General features: G+C 49.4%; 19 protein-coding genes. 12 read left to right on the top strand and 7 right to left on the bottom strand.

Going from position 1 to position 23,535, the window contains the following annotated elements; genetic code table 11:
- The first annotated feature begins 68 nt into the window (after positions 1 to 68).
- From CWE06_RS07060 to CWE06_RS07035, 6 genes are read left to right on the top strand one after another with little or no spacing between them, the layout of a single operon-like run.
- A complete protein-coding gene (locus CWE06_RS07060) occupies positions 69 to 2,342 on the top strand; it encodes an LPS-assembly protein LptD (protein WP_157981152.1) in 2,274 nt (757 codons plus the stop codon).
- A gap of 10 nt (positions 2,343 to 2,352) precedes the next feature.
- A complete protein-coding gene (gene surA / locus CWE06_RS07055; protein WP_126792576.1) occupies positions 2,353 to 3,636 on the top strand; it encodes a peptidylprolyl isomerase SurA in 1,284 nt (427 codons plus the stop codon).
- A 6-nt stretch (positions 3,637 to 3,642) separates the two neighbouring features.
- Entirely contained in the window at positions 3,643 to 4,662 is a 1,020-nt protein-coding gene (pdxA, locus tag CWE06_RS07050; protein WP_126792574.1) for a 4-hydroxythreonine-4-phosphate dehydrogenase PdxA, read from the top strand.
- Positions 4,655 to 5,467, top strand: a complete 813-nt coding sequence (gene rsmA, locus CWE06_RS07045) for a 16S rRNA (adenine(1518)-N(6)/adenine(1519)-N(6))-dimethyltransferase RsmA (protein ID WP_126792572.1) — start codon at positions 4,655 to 4,657, stop codon at positions 5,465 to 5,467. Before pdxA ends, rsmA begins: the two co-directional genes overlap by 8 nt.
- Positions 5,464 to 5,838 carry a Co2+/Mg2+ efflux protein ApaG gene (apaG, locus tag CWE06_RS07040; protein ID WP_126792571.1) on the top strand — a complete coding sequence of 125 codons (375 nt, stop codon included), beginning with the start codon at positions 5,464 to 5,466 and terminating at the stop codon, positions 5,836 to 5,838. The genes rsmA and apaG overlap by 4 nt, the downstream gene beginning before the upstream one ends.
- A 33-nt stretch (positions 5,839 to 5,871) precedes the next feature.
- Positions 5,872 to 6,684, top strand: a complete 813-nt coding sequence (locus CWE06_RS07035) for a symmetrical bis(5'-nucleosyl)-tetraphosphatase (RefSeq protein ID WP_126792569.1) — start codon at positions 5,872 to 5,874, stop codon at positions 6,682 to 6,684.
- Positions 6,685 to 6,760: 76 nt separating this feature from the next.
- Here the strand turns inward: CWE06_RS07035 and tyrS are convergent, their stop codons facing one another.
- Entirely contained in the window at positions 6,761 to 7,960 is a 1,200-nt protein-coding gene (tyrS, locus tag CWE06_RS07030) for a tyrosine--tRNA ligase (RefSeq protein ID WP_126792567.1), read from the bottom strand.
- Between the two features lie 155 nt (positions 7,961 to 8,115).
- Between tyrS and CWE06_RS07025 the strand changes: the two genes are divergently transcribed.
- On the top strand, positions 8,116 to 9,420 hold the full coding sequence (locus CWE06_RS07025; protein WP_126792565.1) for a peptidoglycan DD-metalloendopeptidase family protein: 1,305 nt from the start codon (positions 8,116 to 8,118) through the stop codon (positions 9,418 to 9,420).
- A 3-nt stretch (positions 9,421 to 9,423) separates the two neighbouring features.
- Positions 9,424 to 10,572 (top strand): anhydro-N-acetylmuramic acid kinase, encoded by a 1,149-nt coding sequence (locus CWE06_RS07020; RefSeq protein ID WP_126792563.1) that lies wholly within the window; start codon positions 9,424 to 9,426, stop codon positions 10,570 to 10,572.
- Between the two features lie 93 nt (positions 10,573 to 10,665).
- Here the strand turns inward: CWE06_RS07020 and pepQ are convergent, their stop codons facing one another.
- From pepQ to CWE06_RS07000, 4 genes are all read right to left on the bottom strand, one after another.
- On the bottom strand, positions 10,666 to 11,970 hold the full coding sequence (gene pepQ / locus CWE06_RS07015) for a Xaa-Pro dipeptidase (protein WP_126792561.1): 1,305 nt from the start codon (positions 11,968 to 11,970) through the stop codon (positions 10,666 to 10,668).
- Between the two features lie 126 nt (positions 11,971 to 12,096).
- Positions 12,097 to 12,501: a DUF3718 domain-containing protein gene (locus CWE06_RS07010; protein WP_126792559.1), complete on the bottom strand. Its 405-nt coding sequence runs from the start codon at positions 12,499 to 12,501 to the stop codon at positions 12,097 to 12,099.
- 260 nt (positions 12,502 to 12,761) lie between these two features.
- Positions 12,762 to 13,109: an iron-sulfur cluster insertion protein ErpA gene (erpA, locus tag CWE06_RS07005; RefSeq protein ID WP_126792557.1), complete on the bottom strand. Its 348-nt coding sequence runs from the start codon at positions 13,107 to 13,109 to the stop codon at positions 12,762 to 12,764.
- A 72-nt stretch (positions 13,110 to 13,181) separates the two neighbouring features.
- The gene (locus CWE06_RS07000) at positions 13,182 to 13,904 is read right to left on the bottom strand and encodes a DUF6776 family protein (RefSeq protein ID WP_126792555.1); all 723 of its coding nucleotides are present in this window, start codon (positions 13,902 to 13,904) and stop codon (positions 13,182 to 13,184) included.
- 85 nt (positions 13,905 to 13,989) lie between these two features.
- Between CWE06_RS07000 and hemJ the strand changes: the two genes are divergently transcribed.
- The 4 genes from hemJ (at position 13,990) to CWE06_RS06980 (ending at position 18,622) form a co-directional block, all read left to right on the top strand.
- Positions 13,990 to 14,427: a protoporphyrinogen oxidase HemJ gene (hemJ, locus tag CWE06_RS06995; protein ID WP_126792553.1), complete on the top strand. Its 438-nt coding sequence runs from the start codon at positions 13,990 to 13,992 to the stop codon at positions 14,425 to 14,427.
- 79 nt (positions 14,428 to 14,506) lie between these two features.
- Positions 14,507 to 15,523 carry an aspartate carbamoyltransferase gene (locus CWE06_RS06990; protein WP_198679064.1) on the top strand — a complete coding sequence of 339 codons (1,017 nt, stop codon included), beginning with the start codon at positions 14,507 to 14,509 and terminating at the stop codon, positions 15,521 to 15,523.
- 14 nt (positions 15,524 to 15,537) lie between these two features.
- On the top strand, positions 15,538 to 16,824 hold the full coding sequence (gene hemL, locus CWE06_RS06985; protein ID WP_126792551.1) for a glutamate-1-semialdehyde 2,1-aminomutase: 1,287 nt from the start codon (positions 15,538 to 15,540) through the stop codon (positions 16,822 to 16,824).
- 103 nt (positions 16,825 to 16,927) lie between these two features.
- Positions 16,928 to 18,622 carry an NAD-dependent malic enzyme gene (locus tag CWE06_RS06980; protein ID WP_126792550.1) on the top strand — a complete coding sequence of 565 codons (1,695 nt, stop codon included), beginning with the start codon at positions 16,928 to 16,930 and terminating at the stop codon, positions 18,620 to 18,622.
- Between the two features lie 63 nt (positions 18,623 to 18,685).
- Here the strand turns inward: CWE06_RS06980 and mrcB are convergent, their stop codons facing one another.
- Both mrcB and hrpB read right to left on the bottom strand, forming a co-directional pair.
- Positions 18,686 to 20,968, bottom strand: coding sequence for a penicillin-binding protein 1B (gene mrcB / locus CWE06_RS06975; RefSeq protein ID WP_126792548.1), 2,283 nt, complete (start codon positions 20,966 to 20,968; stop codon positions 18,686 to 18,688).
- A complete protein-coding gene (hrpB, locus tag CWE06_RS06970) occupies positions 20,968 to 23,520 on the bottom strand; it encodes an ATP-dependent helicase HrpB (protein WP_157981151.1) in 2,553 nt (850 codons plus the stop codon). Before hrpB ends, mrcB begins: the two co-directional genes overlap by 1 nt.
- Between the last annotated feature and the right edge of the window lie 15 nt (positions 23,521 to 23,535).

Genomic DNA, 23,535 nt, shown 5'->3' with positions numbered 1-23,535 from the left:
TTTTGTCGCGACCATGTCGTTCAGTATTCATGGTGCTCGCGGCCTCGATGACGATGGCGTTTGCCGTCATGCCAGCAACGGCTCAACAAACGAGTCCGCAAACCTTGTCACAACCCGCACAAGCGCCGTCAACGGCTCTCGCGAGCTGCCAAGTGTCGCCGCAGTGGCTTGATCAAATCCCAAGTGCGGATGAGTTGCTACAAGGTCGTGAATTAAGCCTCGAAGATTTACTCGTACGTGCCGACCATACCCAGCTCGACGCTGATCGTTTTGCGCAGTTTCGAGGCAACGTGGTGCTACTGCAAGGTCGCCAACGACTCTTAACCGGTAATGCCGCTTTTGACAATGTCACTGGTGAGTTGCGGGCTGACGGTGGTCTCCTTTTTAGCGACGATTACATTGCCGTGCGAGCGTCTGATATCCAAGCAGACAGTTTTTCGCAAAGTGCTTCAATTATTGATAGTGAATACTTACTAATTGAGCGTTCTGCCCACGGTGTTGCGGGGCAAATCGATATCCGCACGGCCGAAGGTGAACGGCAAGTCATGCTGCACGACGGGACCTTCACAACTTGTCCAGGTGATCGTCCAGCTTGGCAAATCGCTGCTCGCAACATTGAAATCAATGAAAACGACAGTTGGGGTACCGCTCATCACGCACAATTCCGCTTATTCAATGTGCCGGTGCTGTATATTCCACGGTTTAGCTTTCCGTTAACTGACGAGCGCAAGTCAGGACTCTTATATCCGACCATTCGCAGCTCGGCACGCAATGGTGTTGAACTTGAAGTGCCTTACTATTTTAATCTTGCCGAAAACTACGACCTCACGTTAACCCCAAGGTTGATGACTGACCGTGGTGTGATGGGCATGGCCGAATTCCGCTATTTAACGGATAGCCATGCAGGGACCGTTGAAGCCAATTACTTGCACAAAGATCGCCGCAGTAATAACGACAATAGCCGCTCACTTTGGCGAGTCGAACAACAGTCTCGGCTGAACGAGCGCTGGAGTGGTTACTTAGATTATGCGCAGGTGAGTGATACCGCCTACATCAATGATTTTGGCAGCACATTTATAAACCGCGCCGACCCTCATTTATATCGTCGCGGACAATTAGACTATCAAGCGGGTCTAACTCGCATACAAATCCAGGTCGAAGACTTTCAAATGCTTGGGCCATATCGCGCACCCTATCGCACTATGCCGCGTTTTTCTGCTTGGCATGAACAACCGCTTGATTTAGGTTTTGAGCTGAAATGGTTTTCCGAAGTGACTCATTTCCGAAACCCTTTAAATGGCAGTGATACTGCAACTCGAGTGCATGCTGAGCCAACTTTACGTTACGAAGTTATTCGGCCGGCCTGGGACTGGCAAGCGGATTTGAGTTACTTGGTCACACACTATGATCAATTTGCAGACGAGCAACGGGACGCAAGCGTCACACGAGCAATTCCGCAAGTTCGTTGGCATGGGCGTATTCATCTTGAGCGTCCGTTCACCAATAGTTTGGGTTACCAAACTCTGACACCACAACTGCAGTATTTGTATGTGCCTTATCGTGACCAAACCAACATTGGTATTTACGACACGATTCTCATGCAAGACGATTACTACAGTTTGTTCCGTCCGCGTCGTTTTACCGGCCTCGATCGCATCGCTGATGCGCATCAGGTGACATTTGGTGCAACCACAAGCTTTTTTAACGACTACGCCGATGAACTTTTACGTTTAAGTCTTGGCCAAATTATTTATTTAGACGAAAGCCAAACGCAGTTATTTGACGAAACCAGTCGCATCACAGCAAGTAACTCTGAACTAGCCGCAGAACTCGACTTTCGTATTTCTGAGCGCTGGTTTGCTAGTTCGGCCGTTCAATACGATACCGATTTAAGTATTGTTCGCAAAAGTCGAGCGGCACTTGAGTATCGTAAAGACGCAGGGAACTTGATACAGTTGAATCATCGACGCGTTCAAGGCCTTGTCGGTACCACCGAGGAAGTGGAGCAAATTGGTATGGTTGCTTCATGGCGACTAAATCGCGATTGGGCATTTGCAACTCATTGGTACCAAGATTTACGAACAAATCGAACTATGGACGCATTATTTGGTCTGCAATATGACAGCTGCTGTTGGTCGATACAAATTAGCGCTTATCGCCGAGTCAATCGTAATTACGATCTGAACTTTAGTGATGAGCCGTTGCCACCTGCAGAGTTTGATAATGGCGTCAGTTTGCAGTTCAGTTTAACTGGACTCAGCAACGCGGCAAGTTCAGGCATCATGAATTTATTACAACAAGGTATCTTTGGATATCGTCGACCATTTTATTTAAGTAATTAACGGAAGTTCTATGAGAAAAATAACAGCCTTAGTTTTTGGTGTCGTTGCCATTTGGGCGAGTGCCGTCGCAACCGCAGAAACCTTGGTGGATCGCGTCGCTATCATTGTTGATGAGCGAGTCATCTTGGAGAGTGAATTAGAAAGCTTGATTGCTTCTGCTCGCCGTGAAATCCAACAGAACAATACACCCATGCCTTCGGAAACAGCGCTTCGCACTCAGGCTGCTGAGCGTTTAATTTTGCAAAAGCTGCAAATGCAAATGGCTGACCGCATGGGTATCCGCGTGAACGATGCTTACCTCGACCAAGCAATTGCTCAAATTGCTTCCGAGAACAACATGCCAGTTGAAGCAATGCGCCAACAGATTGAATCAAGTGGTGCATCTTGGGCGGAATATCGCGAAGAAATTCGTAACCAGATCGTCATGAGCGAGGTGCAAGGTTCTGCTATTCAGCGTCGTATTTACATCAGTCCGCAAGAAATTGAATTAGTCACTAATTTAATTAAAGAACAAGGCACACAAAGCACTGAATATCGCGTCTCTCACATTCTCATTGGTATGCAAGATGAACAAGGTAATGACGATGAAGCTGGGGCCCGTTCGCGTGCTCAGCGCGTTCTAGAGCTTACCGAGCAGGGTGATGACTTTGCCCAGTTAGCAATTACTAGTTCAAGTGCTGCGAATGCGCTTGAGGGCGGAGACATGGGCTGGAGTCCATTAAATGCCATGCCAACTTTGTTTGCTAACGCTCTGCAAGGCACAACGACCGGTGATGTGGTAGGTCCTTTGCGCAGCGGTATTGGCTTTCATATTTTGAAAGTGACCGATATGCGCGGCGTTGAGCAAGCCACACTCGAAGAAGTCCGTGCCCGTCACATTCTTATTCGTCCTTCGGTGATTTTATCGGACAACCGTGCACAACAAATGCTGCGTGATTTCCGTGAACAAATTATCGCTGGCGACAAGAGCTTTGGTGAACTTGCCCAAGAGCATTCCGCTGACACTCGCTCAGCAACTCGTAATGGTGAGCTAGAATGGGCAGTTCCAGACGTTTATGTGCCAGAATTCCGTGACCGTGTGCGCAGTTTACCTCTGAACCAAATTTCTGAACCGTTCCGCACCACCCACGGCTGGCATATCGTTGAAGTACTTGAGCGCCGTCAGCAAGACGTGACTGAGCAACGCTTCGTCGAGCAAGCTCAGCAGCTGCTGTATCGTCGGAAATTTGCCGAGGAATTAGATGTTTGGCTGCAAGAAATTCGTGCCAATGCATTCATTGAGTTCCGCGACTAAACGCAAATGACTTTACGTATTGCGGTTACTCCGGGCGAACCTGCCGGAATTGGCCCAGACCTTCTCTTACAATTAGCTCAGCAGGATTGGCCTGCTGAGCTTGTTGTTTGTGCGAGCAAAGCTCTGTTATCCGCGCGCGCAAAGGAACTAGGCATCGCCATCACCTTGCACGACTATGATGAAAGTGCTGCACCACAACCTCATCGCGCTGGTCACGTGGTTGTCTGTGACATTCCGCTCGCCGCTCCCGTGCAAGCGGGACAGCTTAATGAGCAGAATGGTCCTTATGTCGTGGAAACATTGCGCCGCGCCAGCGCTGGAAATTTGTCGGGCGAGTTCGCGGCAATCGTGACGGGGCCCGTGCATAAAGGCATTATTAATCAGTCAGGCATCGCTTTTAGTGGCCATACCGAATATTTTGCACTGCAGGCAAACCGCAAAGATGTAGTGATGATGCTCGCAACTCAGGGGTTACGAGTTGCCTTGGTCACCACCCATATTCCTCTTGCTTATGTTTCGAAAGCAATTACCGCAGAGCGATTACAGCAAGTTATTCATATTTTGCATCGCGACTTAGTGGAAAAATTTGCTATTCCACAACCGCGGATACTAGTGTGCGGCTTGAATCCCCATGCTGGTGAAGGCGGCCACCTTGGCTACGAAGAAATTGATGTGATTGCCCCCACTCTCAAGCAACTTAGACAAGAGTACGGCTATCAACTTTCCGAGCCACTACCAGCTGACACTATTTTTCAGCCAAAGTACCTCGAGAACGCAGATGTCGTGCTCGCTATGTATCACGACCAAGGCTTACCCGTGCTAAAATACAAAGGTTTTGGCGCGGCTGTGAACATTACGCTTGGGTTACCTTTTGTCCGCACATCCGTGGATCACGGTACCGCATTGGACCTTGCCGGTACGGGTCAAGGTGACAGTGGCAGTTTTAAAATTGCACTCGAACAGGCAATTCATATGGCCGCGCGCCACCAGCAACAGAAAACAGGACACTCGCAAATTCATGAGTAAAGCTCTCGACGGTCACCGCGCCCGTAAACGTTTTGGCCAAAACTTTCTGCAAGACGAAATGGTCATTGATGCCATTGTTGACGCTATTGCACCGGAACCTGGCCAGCCATTACTGGAAATCGGTCCTGGCTTAGCCGCCCTAACACGCCCAGTCGTGCAACGTAGTGGCCACTTACATGTCGTCGAACTCGACCGCGATCTCGCTAATCGTTTAGAAAAGTCTGCCGAATTTGCCGGTAAATTAACGGTCCATCGTGCCGATGCGCTCAAGTTTAATTTTGCTGATCTCGCTGCAAGCCTCGGCACACCGCTGCGGGTTTTCGGCAATTTACCTTATAACATTTCAACGCCGCTGATCTTCCATTTATTGAGTCACGTTAATACCATTAGCGATATGCATTTCATGTTGCAGAAAGAAGTGATTGAGCGCATGGCCGCCGAACCTGGAAGTAAGGCATTTGGGCGACTGACTGTTATGATTCAGCAAGCCTGTGAAGTCGTGCCCGTGCTTGAAGTGCCACCAGAAGCGTTTGACCCAGCACCTAAAGTCGATTCAGCTGTCGTGCGTCTATTACCTTATGCCGAATCACCTTGGCCAGTTAAAGACCGTGCAACACTAAATCATGTCTGCCATATGGCCTTCCATCAACGGCGGAAGACCTTGCGCAACAATATGAAAAAACTAATGAGTGCAGAAGAGCTAGAATCATTGGGTATCGACCCAGCGGCTCGACCTGAAACGCTCAGCGTGGCTGATTTTGTCAACATGGCAAACTGGATTACAGAGAATAATCGTACGTTATGAAGTCTTACCTTGTCGACGTAACCGTCGCGACTGAGTATTTACCAAATCAGTCGGAGCCCGGTCAAAAACAATTTGTATTTTCGTACACCATTACGATTAAGAATAATGGTGCAGAGCCCGTGCAACTCTTAAGTCGCAAATGGGAAATTACCGACGCTGATGGCAAAACCACTGAGGTCATCGGTGAAGGGGTCGTCGGTAAACAACCAACGATACAACCCGGTAAAACCTTTACCTACACGAGCGGCACTGTTTTACGCACGCCAATTGGCCATATGCAAGGTAGTTATGGCATGGTTAATCCTAATGGGGAACATTGGGACTTAGATATCCCAGTATTCACCTTAGCGAAACCGAATATCTTGCACTAGAAGCCTATCGCTTTAAGGAATGAACGAGGACATATGGCTCGCTATATCGTTGGCGACATCCATGGTTGTTTGCAACCCCTACAACAATTGCTCGACAAGGTCGGGTTTTGTCCTCGTGCCGATGAACTATGGGCGGTCGGTGACCTCATTGGTCGTGGGCCGGAAGCACAAGCCACGCTTGAGTTTCTAGCTGAACTTGGCACGTCATTTCGCTGTGTGCTCGGTAATCATGACTTACATGCGTTGGCTGTCTTTACCGAAGTTAAACCCATTAATCCAAAAGATAAGACCCACGAGATTGCCCGCTCAGCCGACCGCGACTACTGGATCGACTGGTTACGTAAACAGCCTTTATTTATTGCCGATGCTGCGAACTGTATAGCCATGGTGCACGCAGGTATTCACCCTGATTGGCGTATTGACCAAGCCGCCGAATATGCCCAAGAGGTAGAGCTTTATTTGCAAAGTCGCCAGTACGTTCAGCTGCTTGAGCAAATGTACGGCAACGAACCAGCTTCTTGGTCTGATGATTTAAGTGGCTTTGAGCGTTTGCGCTGTATTATTAACGTCTGTACCCGCATGCGTTATTTGCAAAGCGACGGCCGCATTGACCTCGCACACAAAGAGCCCTTAGAGTCAGCACTTCAACACGGATTAAAACCGTGGTACGAAGACTTAACCATTGCACCGTGGCAATTGGCATTTGGTCATTGGGCAAGTCTACAAGGCAATGCGGAGCATCCTCAGGTGTTAGCATTAGATACCGGTTGTGTTTGGGGTGAGCGTTTAACTTTGTGGGACTGCGAACAGCAAAAAAAAATTAGCGTACCCGGATGGATACGCTAATTTCTGTCAAACGTTAGAGTTTTCAGCCTGTTTTATACCGACGTTTCGCTAGCGCCGTACAAGCAGTGCATGAACATTAAGCTAATGTAATCCGGGCAAATTTACGTTTACCCACTTGATAAACCGCTGTGCCCAATTCACAGGTTATGCGCGCATCTTCAACTCGGTCACCATCAATGCGTACCGCATTTTGTTTCACCATACGCATCGCTTCCGATGTTGAAGCCACCAATCCGGCTTCTTTCAACACATTCGCTAAGCCGCGCTGATCTTCCGGCAGCTCTAGCGTTAACTCGGGCATGTCATCTGGAATCGCGTTCTTTTGAAAGCGTTGAATAAAATCTTGCTCGGCAGCGTCAGCGTCTGCAGCGCTGTGGAAGCGCGCAATCAATTCTTTTGCTAACTGAACTTTCGCATCACGCGGGTTAGCGCCAGCGGCAACTTCCGCTTTTAATGCATTAAGCTCTTCCGTTGGCCGGAAGCTCAACAAATCAAAGTACTTCCACATGAGGTCGTCAGACACCGACATGATTTTGCCGAACATATCATTTGGGGCGTCGGTAATACCAACGTAATTACCCAATGACTTCGACATTTTCTGAATACCGTCCAAACCTTCTAATAATGGCACGGTAATCACCGTCTGCGGACGCTGCCCTTCTTCTTTTTGCAACTCACGCCCCATCAGTAAGTTAAAGCGCTGGTCGGTTCCACCCATTTCAATGTCTGCACGCAACTCCACCGAGTCCCAGCCTTGCACGAGAGGGTAAATAAACTCATGAATGGCAATCGGCTGACCGCCTTGGTAGCGTTTTTTGAAGTCATCACGCTCTAACATCCGCGCGACCGTTTGCCGTGAGGCAAGTTTGATCATGCCTGCCGCGCCTAACTGCTCCATCCATTCGCTGTTGAAACGAACTTCCGTGCGCTCGGGGTCGAGAATCTTGAATACTTGCTCTTTGTAGGTTTCAGCATTAGCAAGGACGTCTTCACGACTGAGTGGCTTGCGGGTGACATTCTTACCCGTGGGGTCACCAATCATGCCGGTAAAGTCACCGATCAAGAAAACAACTTTATGGCCAAGATCTTGGAAGATCCGTAGTTTGTTGATTAAAACAGTATGCCCTAAATGTAAATCAGGCGCTGTTGGGTCAAAACCGGCCTTTACAGTCAGCTGCTTGCCTTCTTCAAGCTTATCCTTAAGTTCTTGTTCAACAAGAACTTCGTCAACGCCACGAGTGATTAACTCGAAGGCTTCGTGCACTGATTTACTCATCTTTACTCCAAACGCTGAAACTTTTTTGCGATTTTGCATTCTACTTGATTCGTACAAGGCTTTTAAGCGTTGAGTAAAGGTTTGCGCGTAAAAATGTGCATCGACGCAAAAAATGCTAAGATAGTAGAGTTCAAGTAGTGCAGAGGTTCAAACACATGGTCAAGCCGGTTCAACAATTATTAGAAAAACTACCTAGGCGTCACCAAGTGATCATACTATGCGTCGGTATCCTATTATTGGTACTGATGGTATGGCCGTCGGAAAAAGCTAGCGCGTCGCGCGATATGTCTGTTGCCGAGCCCCTCGAGCCGGGCGTGCGCTATAGTCTCGATTTACACCTCGAAGCCGCCGAAACATTAGAAATCGAAGAGCCAGACTTTACTTGGGTCGAATATGAAGTTCGATCGGGTGACAGCATGGCCATCATTTTTCAGCGTCTTGGTTTTTCTGCACGTCAACTTCACGATCTTACCCAAGCTTCCGATGCCAACGTTCTTCGCCGAATTCACCCCGGTGTAGTGCTGCGTTTTGCCAAAAATGACGATAACGAGCTGGAAGCCCTGCATTATCGTCTTAGCCAAATTGAAACCTTGGTTTTTGAGCGCAACGAAGAGGGTGGCTATAGTAGTCACCGCGAAGCGAAAGCAACGGATATTCGTTTAGCGTTCGCCCATGCAGAGATTACCAGTAACTTCTGGAATGCAGGTGTACAAGCCGGTCTAACGCAAGGTCAAATTATGAGCTTAGCTGAACTATTCGGCTGGGACGTCGACTTTGCCCTCGACATTCGTCGTGGCGACCAATTTAGCGTGCTCTTTGAGCAGCGTTTTATTGATGGACATTATGTCGGCACAGGTCAAATCGTTGCGGCCGAATTCATTAACCAAGGTGAACGCTTTACTGCGGTGCTCCATGAAAATGGTAGCTATTACACCGAAAAAGGCCGCAGCTTGCGGAAGTCTTTCTTGCGTGCACCGGTTGCCTTTAACCGTGTATCTTCAGAGTTTAACCCTCGCCGCTTGCACCCCGTCACGGGTCGAGTGGCGCCGCATCGTGGTATTGATTACGCCGCACCGGTCGGCACCCCAGTTATGGCTTCGGGTGATGGTCGTGTCGTCGAAAGTGGTTACAACAACCTCAACGGTCACTATATTTTCATTCAACACGGTGAGCGTTACATGACCAAATACCTGCACTTGCATCGCCGTTCTGTTCGTCAGGGCGACCGCGTACGTCAAGGCCAAGTCATTGGCCAAGTCGGCGCAACTGGGCGTGTCACCGGACCGCACTTGCATTATGAGTTTCTCGTCGACGGCACGCACCGCAATCCACGTACTGTCAATTTGCCAGAAGCACCGTCTTTGGCGAAAGAAGAAATGCCTGTCTTTAACCTAATTGTTGAAGAGCGCATGGCGATGATTGACGGTCGTAAACGTTTCTATCTCGCTTACGCCGAGTAAATTGTGGCCAATTCAGCGCACGAACTGTACATCGGCATTCTCTCGGGTACGAGTCTCGATGGGCTTGATTTGGTTCTTACCGCAATCGATCCTGCGGGCACCATTAGTCATCGCGCGGCCATGAGTTGGCCGTTGCCCGATGATCTCCGCAATTTATGTCAAACACTATGTACTCCAGGTCACGACGAATTAGTGCGCTATGGTACTGCAGATCGCTTATTCGCAACGGTTGCTGCCGCGGGTGTACAAGCACTTCTTGAGCAAGAGCAGCTGCAACCGGAAGACATCAGAGCGATTGGCAGTCATGGTCAAACGGTTCGACATCACCCAGACAAAGCGCCAGGCTTCTCATTACAGCTTGGGTGTCCGCACACCCTTGCTGCAAGTACAGGCATCGATGTCGTCGCTCAATTTCGGCAAAAGGATATTGCGCTCGGCGGCGAAGGCGCCCCGCTTGCGCCAGCGTTCCATCAACAAGTATTCACCAGCGCCGAACACGACCGTGTGGTCGTTAACATCGGCGGCATTGCTAATGTCACTTATCTACCGGCAGATGCGAAGTCGGCACCGCTGGGCTTTGACACCGGTCCCGGCAACACATTGCTCGACTATTGGATCTACCGTCATCACCAACAGCATTACGACTTGCACGGCCACTGGGCTGCGTCCGGTCGAATCAATGATGATTTGCTTAACTTGCTGCTGAACGACTCCTATTTTCGTCGGCCAGCACCGAAAAGCACCGGGCGTGAGTATTTCACACCACAGTGGTTACATCGCTCGCTTGAGCGCTTTGAGCCATTGCCGCCGGCAGACGTCCAAGCAACCCTGGTTGAGTTAACTGTTCGGACTATGATTGAGGGAATTCAGCAAGCATGCCCTGCCCCATGCTCTGACGAGAACGCAGCGATTGATATTTACGTTTGCGGTGGCGGTGCTCACAATCGTTATTTGTTAGAACGCTGTGCCCTCGCGTTACCGGCAGCGAACTGGCAAACAACTGCAGCGCTTGGTATTCATCCTGATTGGGTGGAAGGCGCTTTATTTGCTTGGTTGGCGTGGAGCCACGTGCATAAAAAAGCCCCCGATCTGCGTGCAGTGACGGGGGCTTCAAGACCTTCCATTCTTGGGGCGTACTACCTGTCTAAGTGAAGGTCGCCTAGTAAAGGTCGCCTAGTAAAGTTAACTCAAGCTAACAAGCTCAGTTAATTTAAGCTCAGTTAAGTAAGAACACTCGACCTGCCTTTAGCTTAAACTGGCGAACGCATCGCGGGTAATATTCTCGTAACCATCAGCAGTCACGACCACACTGTCTTCGATACGAACACCGCCATACGGACGTAGTTCAGCGATACGTTGCCAGTTAAAGTCTTCGTTGCCGTCAAACTCTTCCAGCAATTGATCAATCACGTAAATACCTGGCTCAATGGTGAACACTTGACCCGCTTCGAGTTCACGACGTAACCGCAAGAATGGATGCGTTGCGTCACGCTCGTAGCTTGTGCCATCGTCGGACTTCAAATAACCACCCACGTCATGCACTTGCAAACCAATATAATGTCCCAAACCATGCGGGAAGAACGGTCGCGTATAACCGCGCTCGAAGATGGTTTCGGCGTTGACTTTGAAGAAGCCAAAGTCAGCCAAAATTTGCGCAATCATTCGATGCATTTCGACATGCAAGTCGTAATAGGAAACACCTGGTTTCACTTTCTTGATAATTGCTAATTCGGCAGCGTCAACAGCGGCAACGAGGTCGCCATAGAAACCATCTTTGGCAGCATAAGAACGCGTGATATCGGCGCAATAGCCGTTGTAGTAGGCGCCAGCATCAATCAAAAATGACCGGTGCTCTGCCGGTGCGTCGGCGTCGTACACGTCATAGTGCAAAATTGCACCGTTTTGGTTCAGTGCAATAATGCTGTTATACGGGGTTTCGGTTTCGCGGCATTTCATCGCAGCTAAATAAGCAGCGTGAATTTCAAGCTCTGACTTGCCTGCATAGAATGCGTCGCGGGCAGCATTATGACCGCGGGCCGCAAGCACGTTTGCTTTGCGCATATTCTGTAGTTCCCATTCGGTTTTAATGGCCCGATGGAAATGGATCGAATGAATCATCGACTCTGGGTTAAGTGCAGCCAAGCCCCAACTATCAATAGGTGCATGCACTTCGCCAAGAAAAGCGGTGTTGCTAACTTGCTTACCTAGGGCTTGGACTACAGTTTCAACATTATCAATTAAGGTAACGTCGAATCCTTCTTGCCATTCACCTGGTGGTAATTTTGGCGTTGAATGCCAGAAGTCCCGCGCCTGATACAAAAATAACCGTGGTTTTTCACCAGAACGATAATAAATAAAACTTTTCGGGCTGGCGGTAATTGGGAGCCAGTATTTGAACAACGGGTTTACGCGGTACGGATAAGCATTGTCATCGAGAAATGCAACTGCTGGTTGACCCGCCGCAATCAATACAGCGTCAAAGTCGGAACCTTGTAAGGCATGGTCGAAACGACCTTTGACATGCTCTAAATGTTGCAAGTAATGGCTCATACATCCCCTCATCACGACAGCACAGCTTGGTTAATTCACGCGAGTCTGTGCCATATAGCTAGAAAGACTTTGCATCATGTCACGCAAAGCAAGAAGGCTGACAGTGTAGCAAAGCTGAGTCGAAGGTTAAATGCTAGGAACGCGCTGACGCAACGCTTGAATGACAGAGGATGTGTCGTAACCGGTTGTTTCCGCCCACTCAAAAATAGTTCTGCCGTGATGGTCACGTTCGAGAATCATTCGTGAAGGCAAACTGCGAGCGAGCAGCGAACCGACTTCGGTGGCCTCAGCAGTGACTGCAAACTGAAGCAGGTTATAGCCATTGCAACGCACAGAAGAATAAAGGTTATTGATACGCAGGTTGTAGCGGGAGAGAACGGCTTGAAACTCTCGGCGATCGTCAGCACTCACTAAGAAACAAATCTCGCGCGCAAGGTCTTCGCCCTGGGCATAGCTTTGTTTACTTACAACTACAGATGTTCCACCCGTAAGCAACAATACTGCGCTACTTAATGCTAACCAACGGTTCATATAAAGCCTTTGCTAGGAAATATTCACAGCCGAGCAGTTGTACACTTGTCTCGACTGCGGTCATTTTTTCTCGTCAACGACTGAATGGCAAGTACTTTTATGTACTAAAATTGTTAAAATTCAATAACTTTGTTATGCGGAACTATATCAAAATTAATAAAAAAAGGCTCTCACCATCGATGAGAGCCTTGTTTTACAGGAGTTAGCAGCTGTACGAAATTGCAACAATTCTATACAAGTTCGGCTGCAAAAATTTCGGCTTATACCGAAAAAGACGAGCCACACCCACAAGTAGTCGTTGCATTCGGATTGTTCACAAAAAAGCGCGCGCCTTGCAGGCCTTCTTCATAGTCAACAACGCCGCCAACTAAGTACTGTAGGCTCATAGGGTCAACGACAAGCGTGACGCCTTCTTTTTCAATTTCCATGTCGCCTGCGTTTACCTTCTCATCGAAGGTAAAGCCATACTGGAATCCTGAGCAGCCCCCGCCGGTCACAAACACCCGCAATTTTAACGCAGGGTTTTCTTCTTCGGCGATTAAAGTCCGCACTCGGATAGCAGCTGCTTCAGAAAACTCGATTGGCATTGCCTGTTCAACAGCACTCATTGCGGTCGCTCCACTACAAATATCTTACTACAACAATTAGGGTATATATTGTCGCTGATGCGCATCTATTGATCAACTCTCGTCGCTGATTTCTTCACCGAGGCGAAGTAACTCAGACCAAGGGTAAATGCGCTCCGTTTGTTGGCCCGAGTTAGACGTCACGCGAACCAGCATCGACTCAGGCGTAAATTCCCCAGGAAAAGTCCACGTGCCTTCTTGCAGAGAGAAATAGTTCAACGCAAAACTAATGTGATCACGCTCCTCGCCTGCTTCGGCTGCCGCTAACTGAGCAAGGTTCAACTCTCGCCGCTCACCGTCAACGTGACCGCGAACGAAGACTTCTAAACGCCCACGAACCAACTCTTGTGTACGCACTGTATGCAATAAAATGACGCGGAAATAATAACTGTCACTACCGGGCAGTTGTCGCACTAAGACCGAGTCAATGGTCATGCCTTCAGCGTCAAGCTCTGGCGAAACCACTCGTTGATAAAATGCTAGCTCCCGACGCGTTTGCACCATGTTGTCCTGCGCTAAGCGCAGCTCTTGTTGTAACGAACGATTGGCTGCACGTTCAACATCAAGCTCTACCGTCAGTATATTGTTGCGGTATTCAAGTTGGTAAACTTGTCGTTGAAAATCACTTTTTTGTTGCGACAGCAAGCGGTAATTCTGCTCTAAATAAATGCCACGGCCGATGCCGATACCGTAACCAATCGATAACAGCAAGAGTACAACGGCAATGGTAATACCCGTGCTTTTCTTGTCGCGAAAAAGCAAGTTTAAATATTGCACAAAGCACCTCGCGTTTGCAGCTGTTGAGCACTTCGAACTTGTGCTACATTCGGCATGTTAATTTCCTATTTCACTGAGGTTCACAATGAACGAGTTTCTTTGGGTACAATGGTTCAAAGCATTACACCTGATTTTTATGGTCGCATGGTTTGCTGGTATTTTCTATTTACCGCGCCTGTTTGTTTACCATGCCGAGTCAGTTGAGCCCAAAGTCCATGCGCAACTTAAAATCATGGAGCGAAGATTACTGTATTTTGTGACGCCCTTCATGTTTTTAACCATATTTTTTGGTATTGGTCTGATTTACCTCTACGGGGCTGTGTGGTTTAAATTTAGCACCTGGATGCATTGGAAGCTTATTCTGGTGATTATCTTGGTCATTTACCATCTGTATTGCTTTAAGTTACTCAAGCAGTTTAAAGAAGATCGTGTCAGTCGATCAGGCCGGTGGTTTCGCTGGTTCAATGAGATGCCGGTTATCTTATTGTTCGCGATCATTATTTTGGCAGTTTTGAAACCGTAAACTCGTTCTTAGGCTGTGCCTAGCCGCCCTTTCTGGTATGCTAGGCGGCCAACAGCCACCCACGTTGGAACTCGCATTCATGATGAAATTTACTGGTGCCAATATCCTGTCCGTCGATCAGTTCAACCGCGAGGCAATTGAACATGTCTTCCGTATTGCTGATCAAATGGAACCATATGCACACCGACGCAAACGCACTCGCGTATTAGACGGTGCGATTCTTGGCAACCTCTTCTTTGAGCCCTCGACTCGCACCCGCGTCAGCTTCGGTACGGCGTTCAATCTACTCGGCGGCGAAGTCCGCGAAACTACCGGGATGGAAAGTTCGGCTCTCGCCAAAGGTGAATCCCTGTTCGACACAGCTCGAGTCCTATCCAGTTACAGCGATATTATCGCGATGCGCCACCCAAAAGCCGGCTCAGTAGCCGAATTTGCTGAGGGCAGCCGGGTACCCGTCATCAACGGTGGCGATGGCGCCAATGAGCACCCCACGCAAGCATTACTCGACTTGTACACCATCGAGAAAGAACTCGATCATCATGGCCGTCAAATCGATGGGATGCATATTTGCATGCTCGGTGATCTCAAATATGGTCGTACCGTACATTCATTGTCGAAGCTACTTTGCATGTACAAGAATATTCGCCTGACATTTATTTCCCCACCGGAATTAGCCATGCCGCAATATATTTGTGATGCGCTAACAAACGCTGGGCACCGGGTAACCGTTACAGCAGAGCTGAGTGGCTCACTCGACGCGGATATTGTTTACCAAACTCGAATTCAGCAAGAGCGTTTTAATAGTTTGGAAGAAGCCGAGCAATACCGCGGACGCTTCCGCTTGAATAATGAAATTTATACTCGGCATTACAAGCCCAATACCGTCATTATGCATCCATTGCCGCGCGACTCACGCGCGGAAGCAAATGAGCTTGATAATGATTTAAACCAAAACCCTAACTTGGCTATTTTCCGCCAAGCTGACAATGGAGTCTTAATTCGCATGGCTCTCTTTGCAGCGACTCTTGGGGTTGAACATCTCGTTAGCCGCTATGACACCGATGTCATTTGGTATAGCGATAAAGCCAGTAGTTAAAGAGGTTATGACGTATGTCTCGTTCTGAAGATTTATTTAAGAAAGCACAAGAATTTATCCCTGGTGGTGTTAACTCTCCAGTCCGTGCATTTAAAGGCGTTGGCGGCACTCCACTGTTTATTGAGCGTGCGCAAGGTGCATACCTTTTTGATGTCGATGGCAATCGTTATATCGACTACATTGGTTCATGGGGGCCCATGATCTTAGGGCATAATCACCCGGAAATTCGTGACGCGGCGATTGAAGCAGCCGAGCGCGGCCTCAGCTTTGGCACGCCGACTGCGATTGAAATCACCATGGCTGAGAAGGTCATCTCGATGGTACCTTCGATGCAGAAAGTGCGCATGGTCAACTCGGGTACAGAAGCGACCATGAGTGCCATTCGCTTGGCGCGCGGCTACACCGGCCGTGACAAGATTCTAAAATTCGAAGGCTGTTACCATGGCCACGCTGATTCACTATTGGTCAAGGCAGGTTCTGGAGCACTGACTCTCGGCGTGCCGAACTCACCGGGTATTCCAGAGGACTTCGCCAAACATACATTGACCGTGAGCTACAATAACCTCGATGAAGTGCGCCAAGTGTTTGCTGACTTGGGTGACCAAATCGCTTGTATTATTGTTGAGCCAGTCGCTGGCAATATGAACTGTATTTTACCTGAGCCGGGATTCCTCGAAGGCTTGCGGTCGATTTGCGATGAATACAACAGTGTTTTGATTTTCGATGAAGTCATGACTGGCTTCCGTGTAAGTCGCGGTGGTGCTCAAGAGTTTTTCAATGTTACACCTGACCTAACTTGTTTAGGTAAAGTCATTGGCGGCGGCATGCCAGTTGGCGCATTTGGTGGTAAACGTGAAATCATGGATTACATCGCCCCGGTTGGTCCGGTTTATCAAGCGGGTACCCTCTCAGGTAACCCGGTCGCAATGGCGGCAGGTTTAGCGGCCTTAAATTTATTGCATGACCAAAGCTTATACACACAACTAGAGTCGCTCGTCACCGAGTTAACCACAGGTTTGCAGGAAATTGCAGACGCCAAAGGCATTCCATTTACGACAAGTCAGGCGGGAGGCATGTTCGGGTTCTTCTTCACCGAAGACAAGAAAGTTAGCACTTACGAACAGGCAACTCATTGTAATATGGAACATTTCCGCACGTTTTATCATGAAATGCTGCGCCGTGGCGTTTACCTCGCACCAAGCGCATACGAAGCGGGTTTCATGTCACTTGCTCACACTGTTAGTGATATTGAAGAAACTCTGCAGGTCGCAGAGCACGCTTTTGCCATGCTCAAACGCTAAAAGTTATTGCGGTCTAATCACTGCCAGCCCAGGAAAGTGCTACACTATCCGGCTGGCAGTTTTTTTTATCGTGAATGTATTTTATTGAGTGGTTGGAGTACGCATGAGTCAACACGAAGATCAGGGTCCTTTATATATCCCGCACGCGGGGCCGTCGCTTTTAGAGACCCCTTTATTAAATAAAGGAAGTGCTTTTACTCGTGAGGAACGGATTGCCTTTAATCTAACCGGGCTATTACCCCCGCGTTATGAAACCATCGAAGAGCAAGTGAGTCGGGCTTACATGCAGTATCAAAGCTTTGACACACCGCTAAATAAGCATATCTATTTACGCGCTATTCAAGACAATAATGAAACCATGTTTCATCGCCTAGTCGCGTCCCATCTTGAAGAAATGATGCCGATTATTTATACCCCAACGGTCGGTGACGCCTGCGAGAAATTTTCTGATATTTATCGCAGCTCTCGCGGTTTATTTATCTCCTACGCTGAACGCGAGCAAATGGACGATATTTTGCGTAACGCCACAAAACGCAACGTCAAAGTTATCGTAGTCACCGATGGCGAGCGGATTCTCGGTTTGGGTGACCAAGGCATTGGTGGCATGGGTATTCCTATCGGTAAGCTCTCTTTGTATACCGCCTGCGGTGGTATTAGCCCCGCTTACACGCTACCCGTCATGCTCGACGTCGGCACCAACAACGAAAAATTGTTAAATGACCCGATGTACATGGGCGCTCGACACAAACGCATTACCGGTGACGAATACGACGCTTTCATCGATAAGTTTATGAAAGCCGTGAAACGGCGCTGGCCCAATGCCATGATCCAGTTTGAAGACTTTGCGCAACAAACTGCCATGCCTATTCTTCGTCGCTATCAAAACGAAGTGTGCTGTTTTAACGACGACATTCAAGGTACTGCTGCTGTGACTGCGGGCTCGTTATTGGCCGCTTGTAAAGCCAAAGGGCAGGTTCTTTCTGACCAGAAAATTGTCTTTGTGGGTTCAGGCTCTGCGGGGTGTGGTATTGCCGAACACATTATCTCGCATATGTGTGCTGAAGGCTTAAGTCGTGCCGAAGCGAAAGCGAAGATTTTCATGGTCGATCGCTTTGGGCTCTTGTGCGAGGGCATGGAAGGCTTACGTGATTTCCAAGAAGAGCTTGTTCAACCGCAAAGCGTGGTCAGTAACTGGCAATTTAGTGGTGACTTCCCGTCGCTGCTAGACGTCATGCATTGTGCTCAGCCAACGGTTTTAATTGGTGTTTCCGGTCAGCCTGGACTATTTACCGAGCAAGTTGTCCGTGCCATGCAACAGTATACCCCGGAACCGATTATCTTCCCGCTGTCGAACCCGTCTCGTCGTGTTGAAGCAGCGCCAGCTGATGTGATTCGCTGGACCGAGGGTAGAGCGATCATTGCAACGGGTAGCCCGTTTGCACCGGTTCAGTACGAAGGTAAAACCTTTCCCATCGCACAATGTAATAACAGTTATATTTTCCCAGGCATCGGCCTTGGTGTCATCGCAGTCAAAGCGAATCGAATTACTGAAGAAATGCTCATGGCTGCGAGTCGCACATTGGCAGAACACTCGCCTCAGGTCCGCGGCGAGTCTAACCACTTGCTACCAGCAATTACCGAAATTGCGAAGTTAAGCAAAGAAATTGCGTTTGCCGTTGGCAAAGTTGCGCAGCAACAAGGTCATGCACTCGAACTGGATGACGAGACCTTTCGACAACGCATTAACGCTAACTTCTGGCGCGCAGAATATCGTCAATATAAACGCGTCAGCATTTAAACAAAACCCCCAGAACGTGAACACTGTTCTGGGGGTTTTTTATCACTGAAACCATGTCTTTGGTCAATTACCGCGATTGAAGATGCGCCGCCAGAAGCCACGCTCTTTTTCCTCTTCGGTTTCCTTGTTGTTCAGTTCGTTACCATCGCCACAGGTCGTGATCGGTTGTTCACTTGCAATACCTGGGAGAACCCGTGCATTCGGGCAGCCAGGCGCGACCGCTACGCCGGTTTCAGCATCCCAACTGCGCATGACGACACCAGGTGGTGGCGCCAAGTTGAGGGGGAAAACATCTTGTTTTCGCCAAAAGCGCTGGGCGACAGGCAATGCACCGCGACTACCAGTCAGGCCTGTGGGTTGATTATCATCGCGGCCGAGCCAAACCGTCAGCAAATAACGATTATCAAACGATACAAACCAACTATCTCTTAGATCGTTGGTCGATCCAGTTTTACCGCCTAATGGCCGACTCGTTTGCTGGCCTAGCGCTCTACCCGTGCCGACTTCCACCACACCATGCGCCGCATACCGCGCTAAATAAGCCGCTTCAGGCTGAAAACCTTGATTCACCCGACGCTGCTGCAAATATAAAACATCACCGCGATGAGTCGACACACCATGAATAGAGGTCACCCGGTAACCCTCGCCATAGTTCGCTAAATAGCCGTAGAGTTCGTTCACACTGAGCGGACTAACTTCTAATGTCCCAAGCGCCAATGCTGGATACGGACGAATATCGGTTTTTACACCAAGTTCGAGTAAGCGTTGTCGCAGCCGTACAGGCGTGACCTGCTGACCCACTTCTACCGCCGGAATGTTGCGTGAGTCTAACCAGCTTTGATAGAGCGAAATAGGTCCTTTAAACTCACCGTCAAAATTGCGAGGCTGCCACACTGCCCCGCGTTCATTGGTAATACTCATCGGTTCATCGTAAAGAATCGAAGCGAGCGTAAACTGGTTTGGATCTTCAAGCGCTAATGTATACAGCAATGGCTTCATTAAGGAGCCAATTTGTCGACGCGCTTGAAACGCTCGGTTAAAGCCGGCAAAAACAGGCGCGCGGCCACCCACCAGCGCACGTACCGTACCGCTATGGTAGTCGGTCAACACTGCAGCGGCCTGCAGTTCATGATCCGGCAGTTCTTCCATGCGCTGATACACCGCTTCTTCTAAGTCATTCTGCAACCAAGGGTCGAAGTAGGTAAATACCTTCAAGCCGGTTTGTTGCCACTGACGTCCCGGCACTAACTGACGCAACTCCGCTTGCACCAAGTCAATATAATCAGCGCGCTGACGTGCAATCAGGCGAGCACTCGCGCGCGTGACGACCGGTGCCTCAAGGCCTGCCAATAGTTGTGGTTGATTAATTAAGTCGTGTTCGTACATCAAATGCAGAACTAAGTCGCGACGCGCTTCTGCGCGCTCAGTATGCCGATATGGGTTATACAAACCCGGGCCACGTATCATGCCCACCAACATGGCAATTTCTGCAGGCGTTAATTGCTCAGGCTGCTTACCGAAATAGAACTGACTACCAAGGCCAATACCATGAATCGCGTGACCGCGATCTTGGCCAAAGTAAACTTCGTTGAAGTAGGCCTCTAGAATTTCGTCCTTGCCAAAGCGAAAGTCGAGAATGAGCGCCATGAGCGCTTCGTTGACCTTGCGAACCATGCGCTTTTCGTGACTCAAAAACATGTTCTTCACGAGTTGCTGGGTTATCGTGCTACCGCCTTGCACTGTGCGGCCGGCAGCCAAATTCGCCAGTGCCGCACGCATGATTGAGGTCGGTTTGACGCCCCAATGATGATAAAAATCACGATCTTCAACTAATAACAGCGTTTGTTGTAACAGCTGTGGTACCTGCTCAAGGCCCACCAACAATCTTTCTTCTTGGTTATCGGAAGCGAAGCGACCAATGAGTTGCGGTTCCAAGCGCAAGCCATTGATAAAGTTCTGTTCTGGCCAAGTCTCAATTTCGACGAGGTAGTTTTCATCATCAAAGCGCAAGCGCACCCGTAAGTCGGGCTCATAACCATCCGGAAAGTCAAAACCCCGACGATACAACAACATTTCTTGGCCTTGAATGCGATACTCACCGACATTACGGGCATAACGGGTAGGACGGTAATCAAGCGCCTTTAACTCACGCTCCAGAAGCGTTTTCGTCACACCTAAGCCTGGTGATACTTCAAATGCTCGACTATACAGAAGTGCTGGTGCTTGATAACGCGCATCGGTGAAACGCTTGGTAACAACCGAGTCGAGGTAGATCATATAGAAACTAAGGCAAACGAGCGCAATTAAGGCTAATTTCCATAACAGGCCGCTGAATTTCTTGATCATTAATGCTTACCTTGTGAATTTCGTTCTTCGGACTGACTAAAAGCCCGCTTAGTTAAGTGTGTTGCCGTTGCTGCCCACGGCTCTTCCGGCCAAGGATGCTTCGGGTATCGACCACGCATTTCTTTGCGTACATGCACATAGGCGTCGCGCCAAAATGACGCTAAATCATTGGTTCGATGTAACGGCCGACCGGCCGGCGACAATAGCTCAAAAGTCGGTTTTAGTCGTCCTTTGGCAAACTCAGGCGAGTTCGGTGTACCGAACACTTCCTGCAGTTTCAATGCTATCAAGGCACTACCGTCCTGCTGATACGTGACTGCGTGGGAGCGGCCGCTCGGTGCTTGCCAACGCGTCGGCATAAGTTCTTCAAGCTGTTGCTGCTGTGCGTAGCTCAGTTGCTCTTTTAGCGCTGGCAATGGGTGCCAAGCTAAGGCTTCTGCGCGCGAAGCCAATAGTGTGACATAGGGTGTTGCCCAGTGCTCAAGATCTGCAAGTAAATTTTCCGTAAGCCATGCGTTCGCTTCTAAGCCGAGGAAGTCAGCAACGACCCGAATTCGCGCCAACCACTGTTGGGTTTTAGCGTCGGCAAAAAGTTCGCTTTCGCGTTCCCGGATTAGTGCTAGCAATGCTTGCGTGCGCAGTGACTGTTCCGGTACTCGGCCAGTTTCCCGCCGACGAATCAAAAGTTGCCCAACCCAATATTCTTCCACTTCCAGCAACTTGCCTTGCTTACCTTGCCATTGCCAGCCCAGCCGTGGCTTGGCATGCTGGGCTAACCAGCGCTCCATAAACGGCTCGTCGAGTGCCAACGCCTGCCATATTGTCGCCTCCGCGGTGCCTTCTTGTAGGCTCAAGTTAGTCACCAAAAGCCATTGTGACGATTGTTGCTGCGTTGGAAATTGGGCAGCATTGCCACTGGCGAGAAGATAACGACCATCATTATCCTTGCGAGCACTCGACTGCTTGCCACCCTGCAGTTTCGCTAAACGCAGTGGCAGTGCCGCTAACATAAGTTCGGCGACAACCTGCTTATCGGCCAATTGCGTTTGCGGTTGAGTCGATAATTGCCGACACCAATGACGATAACGCGTTAGCACTCGTTGTTCGACCGGGTTGTGTGAGTGCTTACTTGCAGCCAACAAGTACTGCAGCCTAGTAAGAAGGTCTGGCTCTTGATCATGGTGAGCTTCTTCTACATAAGCAGCTAACAGAGCTGCAGCGTTGGCGAAATCGTCACGCTGTTGCTGCTGCCCATAAGCCAACAGAGTTGCTGCGACTAAGTCGGTTCCCCAACCCTGCACTTGTTTACCAAACGCGGTTAAATGCTGCTTGTCGTCGAGTAGCTCCGCACTTTGTAATTTTTCAACTGCTGCTTGCAGCGCGCTTTTAGGGGGTGCGCTAAACCAAAGTAATTGCTCGGGCTGGCTACCCCAAGCCGCAATCTCAAGCACGAGGCTACTTAAATCTTCCGTTTCCAATGCGGGGCTGCTGTATGGAGCAAGTCCCTGCTGTAGCGACTCTGACCATAAACGGAGGCAATGCCCTGCTTGCACCCGGCCAGCCCGCCCAGCTCGTTGCGCTGCCGCAGCCTGAGAGATCAATCGAGTCGCTAGCTGTGTCATACCATAACGCGGATAATAGCGCGCTTGTCGCTCACGCCCGCTATCAATCACCACATCAATATCTGGGATCGTGACACTGGTTTCTGCGATGTTCGTGGCTAAGACCACTTTACGCACACCTTGCTGGTGCTGCTCTTTCGGTAATGGCTGCAATACCCGACGCTGCTCTTTTAGCGGCAAGCTGCCATAAAAAGGCATCACTGTAATCGCTGGTTCATTGGCGAGTTCACGGGCCAAACGCCGAATTTCACGCTGCCCGGGTAAAAAAACCAGTACGCCGTGTTGGGCGAGTTGTAAGCCCTCACGAACGGCTGGCAACAAAGCTTGCTGCCAATCCTGTAAGCGCACAGGAGGTCGATACTGAATTTGGATAGGGAATTGACGCCCTTCGCTGACAAAACTTTGTGCTCGCTGACCATGCTGCTCAAGCCAGGTGCGTAGGCTTTCGGCTGGCAAAGTGGCCGACATAATCAGGAGTTGAAGGTCTGGACGCAGCTCTTTGGTTTCGAGCGCCAGCGCTAAACCAAGGTCGGCGTGTAAATTACGCTCATGAAATTCGTCAAAAATAACGGTAGCGACTGTGCTCAATTCAGGGTCAGCCTGAATCATGCGGGTAAACATGCCATCGGTGACAATCAGCAGCCGAGTTTTGGCACTGACTTGCCGTTCTTGGCGGACCCAGTAGCCGACTTGTTCACCAACTTTTTCACCGAGTTGCTCGGCAAGATAATGGGCAATATTCAATGCAGCCACACGACGTGGCTGCACCAAAATAATTTGCTTGGAACCTGCAACTGCGTCACCTTGCAAAGATCCGTGCTGCAATAAGTAGAGTGGTAAAACCGTCGATTTACCAGCCCCCGGAGGGGCTTGTAGAACCACCACTGCTTGTCGCAGCGCAGTAGCGACTGCCGCTAAGATTTTTTTCACAGGTGACCGCTTACC

The organism is Aliidiomarina haloalkalitolerans (genome assembly GCF_003987315.1).
GTDB classification, from domain to species: Bacteria; Pseudomonadota; Gammaproteobacteria; order Enterobacterales; family Alteromonadaceae; genus Aliidiomarina; species Aliidiomarina haloalkalitolerans.
The sequence above is the reverse complement of the archived record's forward strand: the minus strand, read 5'-3'. Positions and strand labels throughout refer to the sequence as shown.

What these genes read in the sequence shown, in the direction of transcription:
- CWE06_RS07060 (WP_157981152.1), top strand. Translation starts at nt 69, where the DNA reads ATGCCAGCAACGGCTCAACAAACGAGTCCGCAAACCTTGTCACAACCC.
- surA (WP_126792576.1), top strand. Translation starts at nt 2,353, where the DNA reads ATGAGAAAAATAACAGCCTTAGTTTTTGGTGTCGTTGCCATTTGGGCG.
- pdxA (WP_126792574.1), top strand. Translation starts at nt 3,643, where the DNA reads ATGACTTTACGTATTGCGGTTACTCCGGGCGAACCTGCCGGAATTGGC.
- rsmA (WP_126792572.1), top strand. Translation starts at nt 4,655, where the DNA reads ATGAGTAAAGCTCTCGACGGTCACCGCGCCCGTAAACGTTTTGGCCAA.
- apaG (WP_126792571.1), top strand. Translation starts at nt 5,464, where the DNA reads ATGAAGTCTTACCTTGTCGACGTAACCGTCGCGACTGAGTATTTACCA.
- CWE06_RS07035 (WP_126792569.1), top strand. Translation starts at nt 5,872, where the DNA reads ATGGCTCGCTATATCGTTGGCGACATCCATGGTTGTTTGCAACCCCTA.
- tyrS (WP_126792567.1), bottom strand. Translation starts at nt 7,960, where the DNA reads ATGAGTAAATCAGTGCACGAAGCCTTCGAGTTAATCACTCGTGGCGTT.
- CWE06_RS07025 (WP_126792565.1), top strand. Translation starts at nt 8,116, where the DNA reads ATGGTCAAGCCGGTTCAACAATTATTAGAAAAACTACCTAGGCGTCAC.
- pepQ (WP_126792561.1), bottom strand. Translation starts at nt 11,970, where the DNA reads ATGAGCCATTACTTGCAACATTTAGAGCATGTCAAAGGTCGTTTCGAC.
- CWE06_RS07010 (WP_126792559.1), bottom strand. Translation starts at nt 12,501, where the DNA reads ATGAACCGTTGGTTAGCATTAAGTAGCGCAGTATTGTTGCTTACGGGT.
- erpA (WP_126792557.1), bottom strand. Translation starts at nt 13,109, where the DNA reads ATGAGTGCTGTTGAACAGGCAATGCCAATCGAGTTTTCTGAAGCAGCT.
- hemJ (WP_126792553.1), top strand. Translation starts at nt 13,990, where the DNA reads ATGAACGAGTTTCTTTGGGTACAATGGTTCAAAGCATTACACCTGATT.
- CWE06_RS06990 (WP_198679064.1), top strand. Translation starts at nt 14,507, where the DNA reads ATGATGAAATTTACTGGTGCCAATATCCTGTCCGTCGATCAGTTCAAC.
- hemL (WP_126792551.1), top strand. Translation starts at nt 15,538, where the DNA reads ATGTCTCGTTCTGAAGATTTATTTAAGAAAGCACAAGAATTTATCCCT.
- CWE06_RS06980 (WP_126792550.1), top strand. Translation starts at nt 16,928, where the DNA reads ATGAGTCAACACGAAGATCAGGGTCCTTTATATATCCCGCACGCGGGG.
- mrcB (WP_126792548.1), bottom strand. Translation starts at nt 20,968, where the DNA reads ATGATCAAGAAATTCAGCGGCCTGTTATGGAAATTAGCCTTAATTGCG.